Below are 13,587 nucleotides of genomic sequence, written 5' to 3' on the forward strand. Positions count from 1 at the left end.
TCGTTTCTCAAGGCGAACGATCAACAGGCACATTCATCTATCACATTTCCCCGGTGGAGGCGATGAAGGAGCCCGCTACAAAGAACAGGCCCCGGAGCATCCGCTCCGGGGCCTGACTGGCGAAATGGCTCCAGCGTCCTCTTAGAAGGTGGTGCTGACCTTCAAATTGACGGAATCCAGGTCGTAATTCTGGGCGAAGGCCTTGGTGTAATCGATACCGACACTGACCTCGTTCACGAAGATCACGTCCGCACCGAAGGACACGCTGCCCACGGAGCCGAGTTGCACCTGCAGATCCATCGGAGCCACTCCGCGCGGAGCACCGGCGAAGCCGGCGATGACATCGGTGTGGTCCGGAGTGAGGAAGTGCTGGTAGGCGACTTCCGCGTGGAGACGGAGTTCCGCTCCGGACTGGAACGGAATGACTTTACCGAACTCGATCGCGGGGCGGACCCACGCGTGGGTTTCGTTGTAGTGTCCGAGAACGAGGCTGGTGGCTCCGGCACCGGTCTCGGTGGCGGACTCGGCGCTCAGACGGGAAGCGCCGAAGTCGATCATCGGCTTGATGTAGAGCCCGTCGTTGTTGAACTCATGCGAAACGCGGACCATGGCGGTGAGGGCCTGCAGGTCGCGGTCGACATGGGTGTAGAACGGCGAGGTGACCGCACCCGAACGACGGGACTGTGCCTGGTTCCAGCTGTAGGAGAGAATTCCAGCGATCTCAGTGCCGCTGAAATCGCGCTTCACGATGGCACCGAGGCGTTCGGTGTCACCATTGGCTCTCCAACGTCCGTCATAACCGCCCGCGGTGTTTTCCTCCAGCGCGGCCGCAGCTCCGACGATCCAGCCATCCTTCAGCTCGTGCTCGAAGCCCATGGCGAAGCCATTGGAGTTCTGGCGGACGGTCTTGTAGTCATCGTAACCGTGATGGACGGTATCCGAGCTTTCGAAGTCGAACCACAGCAGGCGGCCCTTCTTGCCGTAGCGGTAGGCACCGCCATCGAAGAGGGTTTCACCGAAGCGCTGGCTGCCACGGAGAACCTCGGCCTGCTGCTCCGCGTAGAAATCCGGAGTGAGCATCGACAGGGACTCCTTGTAGGCCTGGATGGTGGGATCGTACATCAGCTTGACCACCGTGTCCGCAAGCGCGGGCGAGCTGCCGGCGTCCTGGATGCGGTTGATGTAGCTGCCGACCGTGGCGAGGTTCCGACCCAGCTTGCCTGAGGGCGAGAAGTCCACATTGTAGTCCAGGATCGCGTCCTTACCGGTCGGGTAGAGGATCTGGTAGTTGATGACCATGGAGGGAGCCGTGACGAGCTCCAGGCCATCGTTGGTGACGCCGCCGTCCGCGTGATAGAGCACCTTCTGGAAGTGGCCGGACTTGACGAGCTGCGGATTGAGCAGGCTGACATCCACCTTGCCATCGAGACTGGCGGTGCCGGTCATGTAGAGCTGGTCGATGGTTTCGGTTCCGAAGTCGAGTTCGGCGTAGGTCTTGCCGGTATCGCTCTGGGTGAAGCTGCCGGTTACATCGGTGTGCTGCGCCAGGAGCATGTTGCCCGGGAGCAGGATGCCATCGTTGACGAGCTGGTTGGCGGCGGCTCCAAGGAGGAACAGCGGACCGGGAACCATGACGCCATCAGTGTGGTTGACGAACTTGTTCGCGCCCGCGCCGAGATCGACCTGACCGAAGAAGTCCCCGTTGTTCTCGACCGTCTCACCGCCATCGGTGCCCTTCACGCTCCAGGCAGCCAGACCATCCTTGCCGGAGACGGTGCCGTTGTTGACGAACTTGTTCGCCGCGCCGCCGGAGAAGCTGACGCCGGTGCCGTTTTCACCGAAGTAGAGGAACTTGTCCGCGGCGAGATCGATTTCGATATTACCCTGCCCAGCGCCGCCCTGCGATTGGGCGAAGATGCCGACACCGCCTTCGCCATCCGCCACCATATTGCCACGCATGCGGAGGGTGATGGCTCCGGCGGAACCGGTGCCCCCGGAGCTGCCGAAGAAGAAGTCATCCACGAAACCACCGCCACCGCCGAGGCTCTGGGCGATGACCGCCACCGAGCGGTCGCCATGGACGATGACATCGCCCTTCTGGGTGAGATCGAGGATGCCGCCGTTGCCGGTGTTGGTCGTGTTCTTGACGATGGAGATGTTCGCCGGGTCGAGGTCGGTGAGGGCCAGGCCGCCGCCACCGCCGATCGACTGGAGGATCAGGCCGTGGGCGAGTTCACCCTCGGTGTAGATGATGCCGGTATTGTCGAGGGTGATGTTGCCACCATTGCCAGCGGCACCGTTCTTGCCGCCGAGGGAAAGCTCGAGGGCTTCGAGTCCGACGAGGTTCAGTTTGCCACCGCCCGCACCGATGCTCTGGTAGAGCACGCCGTAGGAGCGATCCCCGGTGGTGCCGATATCGCCCGCGGTCAGGAAGACCATGTTGCCACCATTGTTCGCGGCACCGCCATCAGCCCCGAGCGAGGCCAGAGTGACGACTGGCGGTGGGATGGAAACCGGTCCGGACGGAGCTCCGAAGGCGGCCATGGCGGACGCGGTCGGAGTGAGATCCGGAACGCGGACGACCTTCACGGACAGGTTGCCGCCACCACCGCCGATGGACTGGGCCTCGACGCCGCCGGAATCCGTGCCGGTGGTGATCACCTTGCCAGTGCGGGTGGACTTGATGTCGCCACCCGCGCTGTTGGTCGCATCCGTACTGCCGAGGGCGAGGTTGAGATCGACCGTTGCATTGGTGTTGACCACGACTTCCTGGGTGCCATTGCCGCCGCCCGCGCCGATGGATTGCAGGAGCGAACCGATGGCCTTTTCACCAGAGGTGTAGAGGTCGCCGACGTGGGTGGCTTCCACCGCGCTGGCAGCGGAGTCCGCTGCGAAGTCGGTGCCGAGTTTGACGGTGGACTTGATGAAGCCCATCACCGTGTCCACATCACCGCCATCGGGTGGGAGCTCCACGCCATCATCCCCGAGGGCGACGGCGTGCTTGCTGACGTCCAGGAACAGATCGACGTTGCCGCCGCCACCGTTGATGGACTGGCCGAGCTGCGCGGTGCTGTTTTTCCCGGACATCACGATGGTGCCGATGGTGTTGATCGTGACGGTGCCTGCGGTGCCCGCCGTGCCGTCGCGCGCGCCGAGAGCGCCTTCGATGACCAGATCGGCCGCCATCCAGGTGGGAGCGGTGAGTTCGTAGGCGGCATTGCCACCACCGCCGCGGACGGACTGGGCGAAGATGCCGTAGGAATTGTCGCCGTGGGAGATGATCGAGCCGGTGTGGTTCACCGTGACGTTGCCACCATTGCCACCGTCCCCGCCGAAACCGCCGAGGCCGATGTTCATGAATGACTTCGCCATGTCCGTCTTCGGATTGAAGAGGATGTTGCGCGAAAGGGTGGCCGCGAAGCCGCCATCGCCGCCACCGCCACCGACGCTCTGGGCGTAGATGCCATAAGCGCTCTTGCCGAAGACCTCGATGGAGCCACTGTTTTCAACGGTGACGTTGCCGCCATCGTTGCCATCACCACCAGAACCACCGAGGGCCATGGAGACCACCTTGCCGGTGTTGTCATCGGGCTTCTTGCCGAGGGCGAGATCGCCGGTGACGCTGACACCACCATTGCCGCCGCCGCCGCCGATGGACTGGGCGAGGATACCGTGGGCCTTGTAGCCGTAGGTGGTGATGGAGCCCTGGTTGTCGACGGTTACGACACCGCCGGTGCCGCCGCTGCCACCCGAACCGCCAAGGTTGAAGAGGAAGGCATTGGTGGTGGCGTCCGCGGAGGTGCCCTTGGTCGGGCGGAGCACGCTGACCGCGGTGCTGCCGGTACCACCGCCGCCGCCGATGCTCATCGCAGCGATGCCATGGGAGTAATTGCCCACGGTGATGATCTTGCCGCTGTCGTCATCGTCGTTGGTCTTGTTGGTGACGGTGACCTTGCCGCCGGCACCGCCGGTGCCACCCTTGCCGCCAACGGTGATGCTGAGGTTGTTGCCACCCGCGGAACCGGTGACATTGCTGCTCACCACGGTGGCCGCATTGCCACCACCGCCACCGATGGACTGGGCGAAGATGCCGATGGAGTTTTCCTTGCTGGTGCCGATGCCGCCGGTGTTGGTCACCACGACCTCGCCACCCACCGCGCCGCTGCCACCCTTGCCGCCGACGGTGATCATGCCGCCGTTGGTCGGATCCTTCTGGGTGTTGCGCAGGATGGCGTTGATCGCCATGCCGGAGTTGCCGCCGCCGCCGCCGAGACTCTGGGCGAGGATGCCGTGGGAGCCGACGCCATCGGTGATGACGATGCCGCCGTTCTCGACGGTCACCTTGCCGGCATACATGCCCGCACCACCTTCACCGCCGACACTGACGGAAAGCCCGTCGACCTTGGAAGTGAGGCCGCCTGCGGTGGACATGCCGCCGGTACCGCCACCGCCGCCCACGGATTGGGCGAGGATGCCGACCGAGCCGTCCCCATAGGTGCGGACCTGGGCGTTGCTCTTGACTGTCACAGTGCCGCCGTAGCCGCCGGTGCCACCCTTGCCACCGACCGCGACACCAATGGTGGCGCTGCTGAGGCCGAAGGTGTTGGCGGAACCGCCGTTGCCACCACCACCGCCGATGGACTGGGCGAAGATGCCGTGGGCGTTCTTGCCGTGGGTATCGACAAAGCCCTCGGCCGTGAGAAGAACGCTGCCACCGTAGCCGCCCTCGCCGCCTTCAAGGCCGACCGAGACGGATGCGGACTCGGCGGGGTTGTCGTCGGTATCAGGACCGGTGATGGCCACGGAGGTGGACGAACTATTGCCGCCGCCATTGCCGACGGATTGCGCGAGCATGCCGAAGGAGCCCTCGCCGTGGGTCAGCACGCTGCCATCGGAGGACAGGGTGACATCACCACCGTAACCACCGATGCCACCGATACGGCCGACGGTGATCGAACCGCCGCCACCGCTGGTGATGGCCATGGCGAGATCCATGCCGGCATTGCCACCGCCGCCGCCGATGGACTGCGAGAGGATACCGTAGGATTGTTTTCCGAAGGTCTCGATGTCGCCGACCTGGATGACGTCCACGGTGTCACCGTGACCGCCATCGCCGGGAGCGCCACCGATCGCGAGGGCGAAACCGAGCGTCTTGTTTTTCTTGGAGGGGTCCTCGAAACCGCCGTAGGTGACGGAGAGGTTGAAGTTGGCATTGCCGCCGCCACCACCGATGGACTGGGCGATGATGCCGTGGCTCTTGTCCTGCTTGGTGAGGATATCGCTGTAGTTCGTCACCTTCGCCTTGCCGCCGTTGCCCGCCTCGCCACCGGCACCACCGATCGCGAAGTTGGCCACGAAACCTCCATCGTCCGGGTTCTTACCCGCCATGGTGACGCCCGCGTTGAAATTCATGCCGGCATCGCCACCGCCGCCGCCGATGCTGGAAGCCTCGATGCCGTAGGCGTTCTTGCCGTCGGTGGTGATCGTGCCGGTGGAGGCGGTCTCGCTGCCACGGATGACTTCCGCAGCGCCTGCATGGCCGCCGCCGGAACCGGTGCCGCCGACACCCACGGAAATGGGCGAGCTGCTGCGGCTGAAGACGCCGGTGACATTCATGCCGCCGTTGCCGCCACCGCCGCCGATGGACTGGGCGGCCACGCCGCGGGCATTGTCGCCCTTGGTGGTGACGATGCCGTTCTGGGTGACCTTGACGTCGCCCGCGTCCGCGCCCTTGCCGCCGGTGCCCCCGACGCCAGCGACCACGGTGATATCCTTCTTGCCGCCCGAGTTGTCGGAGTCAGACCAGTTGAAAGCGCCGGTCACGTTGAGAGCGCCATTGCCACCGCCACCGGCGATGCTCTGCGCCATCAGGCCGTGAATCCAGTTGCCGGAGGTCGTGATGTTACCGGTGTGATCGACCGTCACATCGCCGCTGATCGCACCCGCTCCACCGGAGCCGCCGACACCGACGGTGATGGCGGGCACGGTGCTTTCCTTTGCGATGGCGATGCTGCCGCTGACGTTGAGGCCACCGTTTCCGCCACCGCCGCCGAGGCTTTGGGCCATGATGCCCGCGGAAGCCATGTTCTTGGAATCCTTCGCGGAAGCGTAGATGTCCGCGGTCGCGGTGACCTTGACGTCCTTCGCGACACCGGCATCGCCGCCGGAGCCGCCGACGCCCACCACCAGCGGGGAATCGGAAACGATGCCGCCGCTGACATTGGTGGCACCGGTGCCGCCACCGCCGCCCACGCTCTGGGCGAGAATGCCGGAGTGACCCGCGCCGTAGGCGGAAATGCTTTCGCCGCCGGTGACAAGGACGTCGACCTTGCCGGCGTCGCCACCGTCGCCGCCGTAACCGCCGACACCGACCATGATGCCGTAGGCGTCACCCTCGCCGCGGGCGAAGGAAAGGCCGCCACTGACATTGAGGCCGCCATTGCCACCACCGCCGCCGATGGACTGGGCCGCGATGCCGTTCGAGCCTTCGCCGTCTTCCTGGAGTTCGAAATAGCCGGGGGTCACCACGTGGGTCACCGGATCGGTGACGGGCGGATGATAGGTGCCTGGCAGCGCGGAAATGGTGCCGTCGTATTTCACATCCACCGCACCGGCATAGCCGCCGCCGCCGCCGAAACCACCCACGCCGATGGAAGCCGCAAGAGTCTTCGCCGGACCGGAAGAGGCCGCGGTGAAAGCGATCGTGCCAGAGACGTTGGTACCGCCGTTGCCGCCACCGCCACCGATGGATTGGGCGAGAATGCCGTGGGATTGGTTGCCCATGGTAATGATGTCTCCGGCGACATCGACGGTGACTTTGCCCGCATTGCCCGCACCGCCGCCGAAACCGCCGACACCGACCCCGATGGCCGCGCCGTTCTTGCCGGTGACGTTGACCGCGCCGGTGACGTTGGTGCCGCCGTTGCCGCCGCCGCCGCCGATGGACTGCGCCACGACACCGGAGGAGTGATCTCCGGTGGTGCCGATCTGGTTGTGGGCCGTGGTGGTCTTGATGGTGCTGGTGACATCCAGGGCATCACCGCCATTGCCACCGAAGCCGCCGACACCGATGCCGACACTGCCGCCATTCTCCTTGCTGAGGTTCACGGCGCCGCTGACGTTCAGGCCGCCATTGCCGCCGCCGCCACCCAGTGACTGGGCGACGATGGCATCGGAGTAGTCACCCGTGGTGACGGTGCCGCCGGTGACGGTGTTGGTGACGGACATGGCGTTGCCACCGTCACCACCGAGGCCGCCGATGCCGATCGCGAGGGCACCGCTGCCCTGCTTGGACGCGGTGAAGACTCCGCTGACATTGAGGCCGCCATTGCCACCGCCACCGCCCAGCGATTGGGCGAGGATGCCGGTGGAGTGGTTGCCCTGGGTCTGCACGTAGCCGGTCACGGTGTTTTCGACTTCGCCACCGTTGCCCCCCTTGCCGCCCGAGCCGCCGAGACCGAAGGCGAGCGCGCCCGCACCGGTCTTGGCCGCGGCGATCGAGCCGCTGATGGAAATCCCACCGTTGCCGCCGCCACCGCCGATGGATTGGGCCGCAATGCCGCCGCTGTCGTTGCCGACGGTGTAAACATCCCCGGTGACGCCGCTGATGACCTTGCCCGCATAGCTGCCTTCACCACCCGAGCCGCCGAGGCCGATACTGACCGCGCCGGTGCCGGTGCTGGCGAAGGACATCGCGCCGGCGATGGACATGCCGCCATTGCCGCCGCCGCCGCCGACGGACTGGGAAAGAATCCCTGCGGAGCCATCCTTGGCGGTGGAAACGCTGCCAGTCACGCTGGTGGTGACCGCGCCCGCGTAGCCGCCGGTTCCGGCGCTGCCACCGATGCTCACGCCCACCGCACCGCTGCCGGTGCTGGCACCGGAGAGAGAGGCGGTGACATCAAAGGCACCGTTGCCGCCACCTCCGCCGACCGATTGGGCGATGATACCGGCGGAGTTCTTGCCGGTGGTCATGACGTTGTTGGTGACCGTGAGATCAACGCTCATGGCGTAACCACCGCCCGCGCCGCTGCCACCGAGGCCGACGCCAACGGAACCGCTGCCGGTGCCCGCGCCAGAACCGGCGACGTTCACATTGAAGCCGCCGTTGCCGCCACCGCCACCGATGGACTGGGCGAGGATACCACCGGACTTGTCGCCGGTGGTGGAAATGAAGTCGCTGGTCTTGGCGATCACGATGCCACCATGGCCGCCGCCCGCACCGCTGCCACCGAGGCCCACGCCGATGGCACCGCTGCCGGTGCCCGCACCGGAGACGGCCGCGTTCACGTTGAAGCCGCCGTTACCGCCGCCGCCGCCAATGGACTGGGCGATGAAGGCCGTGGAATTGTTGCCCTTGGTCGTGATGGTGCCGCTGGAGCTGACGTCGACGAGATAGCCGTCACCGCCGCCCGAGCCGTTGCCGCCGAGACCCACGCCGATGCTACCGCTGCCGGTGCCCGCACCGGAGATGGCTGCGTTGATGTTGAACCCGCCATCGCCACCACCACCACCGATGGACTGGGCGAGAATGCCGGCGGAGTTTTCGAGAAGGGTGTCGATGTCGCCGGAGATGGTCGCCTTGACGTCGCCGCCGTCACCGCCGCTGCCGCCCTTGCCGCCGAGGCCGACCGCAATGGCACCACTGCCAGTACCCGCGCCGGAGCCAGCTCCGGAAACGCTGAAACCGCCGCTACCACCACCGCCACCGATGGACTGGGCCACGACCGCCGCGGAGTTTTTCCCGGAGGTGCTGACGTCGTTGGAAGCGGTGAGCGTGACTTTCTTACCATCGCCACCACCGCTGCCGCTGCCGCCGAGGCCGACATTGACCGCGCCGCTGCCGGTGCCCGCGCCGGACGCGGCGACCGCCACGCTGAAGCCGCCATTGCCACCGCCGCCGCCGATCGATTGGGCGAGCAGGCCGATGGAGTCGGAGCCCTTGGTGGTGATCTTGCCGAGAGACGTATTCACGGTGACGATGCCACCGTCATTGCCGGAGCCGCCGCTGCCGCCGAGGCCGACATTGACCGCGCCGCTGCCCACGCCCGCGCCGGAACCGGCGACGGTCACGCTGTAGCCGCCGTTGCCGCCACCGCCGCCGATGGACTGGGCGACAAAGCCCGCCGAGTGGTCGCCCAACGTATCAATCTTACCGGTGGAGGACGCGGTGACGGTTCCGCCGATGCCGCCGGTGGCACCCTTGCCCCCGAGGCCGACCGTGACCGCACCGCTGCCGGTACCCGCACCAGCCGCACCGGCTGCCACGTTGAACCCGCCGTTGCCACCGCCGCCACCCACGGATTGGATGAGGATACCGCCGGAGTTGTTCTTGGCCGTGCTGACATTCGATTGGAGATCCGCGAGGACCGTTCCGCCCGCGCCGCCGCCGCCACCCTTGCCGCCGAGGCCGATGTCGAGAGCACCCGCGCCCACGCCCGCGCCTGCGGCACCTGCCGCGATGGAATAGCCGCCGTTGCCGCCGCCGCCGCCGATGGACTGGGCGATGATACCGGTGGAGTTTTCACCGCCGGTGGTGACGGTGCCGGTGCGGGTGGCGAGCCAGACGTCGCCGCCGGTGCTGCCGGTACCCGCATTGCCACCGATGGCGAGGCTCATGGTTCCCGAACCGCCGCCGGAACCGGCGAGCGAGGCAGCGATGGAGCCGCCGCCATTGCCACCACCGCCGCCGACGGACTGGGCCAGCAGGCCGGTAGAGTTATCCTCCTGGGTGGTGATGTTGCCACCGATGCCGACGGAAACCTTGCCACCATTGCCACCGCCACCGCCTTCACCGCCGATACCGATCGCGATGGAACCGCTGAAGGCCAGCGAGCCGCTGCCTGCGGCGCTCACCGCCAGACCGCCATTGCCACCCCCGCCACCCACGCTCTGGGCGAAGAAACCGGTGGAGCGCTCGTCCTTGGTCAAAATGCTGCCGTCGAAACCAGTGGAAATGAGGGAGCCGGTGCCCGTAAAGGAACCCACGCTGACCTCACCACCCGCGCCAGCCGTGCCGCCATTGCCACCCACCGAAACGCTGAGGGAACCGGACACCGGGCCGCCCGAAGCCGCCACCGCGACGGAGTAGCCGCCATTGCCACCGCCACCACCCACGCTCTGGAGAAAGACACCCGCCGAATCGACGCCGTCGGTTTCGATGACGCTGGAGCCGGTGCCCTTGGTCAGATTGACCACACCGCCCGCGCCGCCCTTGCCGCCTTGGCCACCGACCGCGAAAGCTCCGGCGAAGCCGACGCCCACGGAAACCTGGACGGCACCGCCGCCGCTGCCACCGCCACCGCCCACGGACTGGGCGAAGACACCGGTGGAGCGATCACCGCTGGTGCTGATGAGGGACGCGTTGTTCACGTCCACGCCCTGGAGCATGACGTTCACATTGCCGCCTGCGCCACCGGTGGAGCCGGAACCACCGACGGCGACGCCTGCGAAAACACCGACGGAACCGGTGCTGCCGCCATTGCCACCGCCGCCACCCACGGACTGGGCCACGATACCGCGTGAGTCATTGCCGAGAGTCGTGATCGTGCCGCCGTTTTTCACGGTGACCGTGGAGCCGGAACCGCCGCCCGAGCCCTTGCCACCGACCGCGACCATGCCGCCGGAATTGCCGCCATCACCGCCGCCACCGCCGATGGATTGGGCCACGATGCCGCGGGAATTGTCCTGGCTGGTCGAGATGGTGCCGTAGTTTTCCACGGTCACCACACCGCCGCTGCCAGCCGAGCTGCCACTGCCACCCACAGCCACCAGGCCGCCCGCATTGGAGCCGGAGCCACCGCTGCCGCCCACGGACTGGGCGAAAATCGCATCGGAGCTGAGTCCGGTGGTGGTGATGGAACCGGTCGAACCATTGGTGACCGTCACCGTGCTGGCGCTGCCGCCATTGGAACCGGAACCGCCGAGAGCGATCAGGCCGCCGGCGGTGCCGCCAGAGCCGCCACCGCCACCGATGGACTGGGCGAAGATGCCCTTCGCCTCTTTGCCGGTGGTGAGGATCGAGCCGTTGTTGGTCACCGTCACGGTGCCGCCATTGCCACCGTTGTCGGAGGAGCCTTGCAGGGAGAGAATGAGGTTTCCGGTTGTCCCGGACGAGCCCCCGGAGCCACCGATGCTCTGAGCGAGAATCCCGTGGGCCTGCTCCCCGGAAGTGGAGATCGTTCCACCCGCCGAGTTCGTCACGGACACCGCACCGCCATTGCCACCGGTACCTGCGGAACCGCCCGCGCCGACGATGCCCCACTGGCTGCCGCCGCCGCCGCCCTTGTTGCCGACGCTGAGGGCGTAGATGCCATAGGCACCCTTGCCGGTGGTGATGATATTGCCCTGGTTGTCGACCGTGACGCTGCCGCCATCGCTGGACGCACCGCCCGATCCGCCGCCCGGAGCACCATATCCGGAGCCACCGGCACCTGCGGCACCGCTGCGGCTGTAGGCGAAGACGCCGTATTTGTCGTCTCCCGTCGTGGCGATCTGAATACCGCCGCTGTTGGTGAAGCTCACGTTTCCGCCTTTGCCGCCGTCACCGCCGTTGCGACCGCTCCAGACGGAGAGGTAGGCACTTCCACCGTTACCTCCGTTACCGCCGAGGCTGCCGATTTCGACGCCAATCTGGTTGGTGGTTGAGATGACGGTGGTGTTCGTGTTCGAGACGTTGGGTCCCGTGGCACCATTGCCACCGGAGGAAGGTGGCACGACCAGCGCACCAGCGCGACCGTTGGAACCGCCCGCACCCACCCCGACGATTTTCACGCCTGCGGCACCGCCGACCACGGCGGGGGCCACGGCTGCGGAACCCGCGGTTCCTCCGCCTGGATTAAGCAGCCCATCGATGCTCGTGTTGGTGGCCAGAGCCTGATAGGGAAGAGTGGCCGTACCATTTTTGGCCGGGTCCGGGTCCGCCGGGAAGGGAACGAGGGTCACCGTCTTGGCGGTGGTGTCCTTGCTCTGGATGGTGAAGCCCTGGGGCGGATTGTCGCCGTTGTAGATGACGTCGCCCACGGCCTTCACGAGGAAGATGTAACCGTCCGCCGTTTTCACGAAGGCCACCGTGCCTGCGGTGGGCGTGCCCGTCGGGTCTTTGATCAGCGCGGTGACCGTGGTGCTCGAAGATGTCGCCGGGTTGTTGACCGTCTGACCGAGCGTGGAGGCTTGCGAAGGATCCGGATCGGCTGCCCACGCGGTGGAGGACATCGAAATGACGACGGTGCTCATCGCAAGCGCACGAATGGCCTGTGCGCGGCCACAATCTGAGGCGAACATGGTGGTTGGGGAGGGTGAAGGGTGAGGGTGCGGAAAACGTGCAAAAATCCCCCCCGCTGAGGGACATAAGACCGACCACTGTCTAACAGGACAGGTGGTGTCAGGGTGGGGGTGAGTTTTCCTTATCAGGATCAGTGGCTTCCAGCAAAGCTGTTTCCGGACGAATATCTTATAGGTCACCGTGTTTTATAGATCACCGTGCATTTTACACTCACGTAGCTCCTACGGAGACCTTCGAGGCTTTGGCCGCGCACAACTTCCCGTCTTCAGGCGGGTTTTCCCTTCATGACCTTCCGCATCCTGGCAGCACTGCTGGTTTCCGTACTCACCTTGAGGGGTGCTTATGATCCACTCAGGGTCGCGGAAGCGAAGATCGAGTCGAAGACCTTCGACATGAAGGATACCACGCGTGACCGCGTCATCCCTGTCCGCATCTATCTTCCGGCCACATCGAAACCGGCACCGGTGATTCTGTTTTCCCATGGTCTCGGTGGATCAAGGGACAACAATCCCTATCTCGGCAACCACTGGGCCGCGCGCGGCTATGTGGTCGTCTTCATCCAACACACGGGCAGCGACGAGGCAGTGTGGAAGAACGCCCCGCTCGTCGGACGGATGGGGGAGCTGAAAAAGGCGGCCTCGTTGGAAAATCTCGTCGCGCGCGGCAAGGACATCCCGGCGGTGATTGATACCCTCACGGCGTGGAATGCGGACAGGGCCCATCCGCTTTACGGTCGCATGGATCTCTCCCACCTCGGCATGTCCGGCCATTCGTTCGGCGCGGTGACCACCCAGGTCGTGTCCGGCCAAACCTATCCACTGGGCGGAGCTTCCTTTCTGGAACCGCGCATCAAGGCCTCGGTGATGATGAGCCCCAGTCCGCCTGCCGCCGGTGACCCGGCCAAAGCTTTCAGCTCAATCAAAGTCCCCTGCCTGCTGATGACCGGCACCGGAGATACCAGCCCGATCGGGAATACCAGCGCGGAAGACCGCCTGAAGGTCTTTCCAGCACTCTCAAATGCCCCGGCATGGCAGGTGGTCTTCGACAAGGGCGTACATATGACCTTCGGTGAGCGCGATCTGCTTGGTGCCGCACCCAAAGATCCACGCTACCACCGCGCCATTCTCGCGCTCACCACCGCCTTCTGGGATGCCGAGTTGAAGAACGACAAGGACGCCAAGGCCTGGCTCAACGGCGAGGGCGCGAAGTCCGTTCTGATTCCTGCGGACAAATGGGAGAAGAACGGGAAGGCCACGCTCTGATTCCAAAGCCGATGGCAGCGGCCAGAACCAGCTCCGGACATG

2 protein-coding genes are annotated in these 13,587 nt (G+C 65.8%); one reads left to right on the top strand and one right to left on the bottom strand.

Annotated elements, in window-relative coordinates; all coding sequences use genetic code 11:
- Nucleotides 1–141 precede the first annotated feature (141 nt).
- Nucleotides 142–12,234 (bottom strand): autotransporter outer membrane beta-barrel domain-containing protein, encoded by a 12,093-nt coding sequence (locus KBB96_RS14710; protein WP_211630203.1) that lies wholly within the window; start codon nt 12,232–12,234, stop codon nt 142–144.
- 333 nt (nt 12,235–12,567) lie between these two features.
- Between KBB96_RS14710 and KBB96_RS14715 the strand changes: the two genes are divergently transcribed.
- The gene (locus tag KBB96_RS14715) at nt 12,568–13,545 is read left to right on the top strand and encodes an alpha/beta hydrolase family protein (protein WP_211630204.1); all 978 of its coding nucleotides are present in this window, start codon (nt 12,568–12,570) and stop codon (nt 13,543–13,545) included.
- The last annotated feature ends 42 nt before the right edge of the window (nt 13,546–13,587 follow it).

The organism is Luteolibacter ambystomatis, from assembly GCF_018137965.1.
GTDB lineage: Bacteria > Verrucomicrobiota > Verrucomicrobiia > Verrucomicrobiales > Akkermansiaceae > Luteolibacter > Luteolibacter ambystomatis.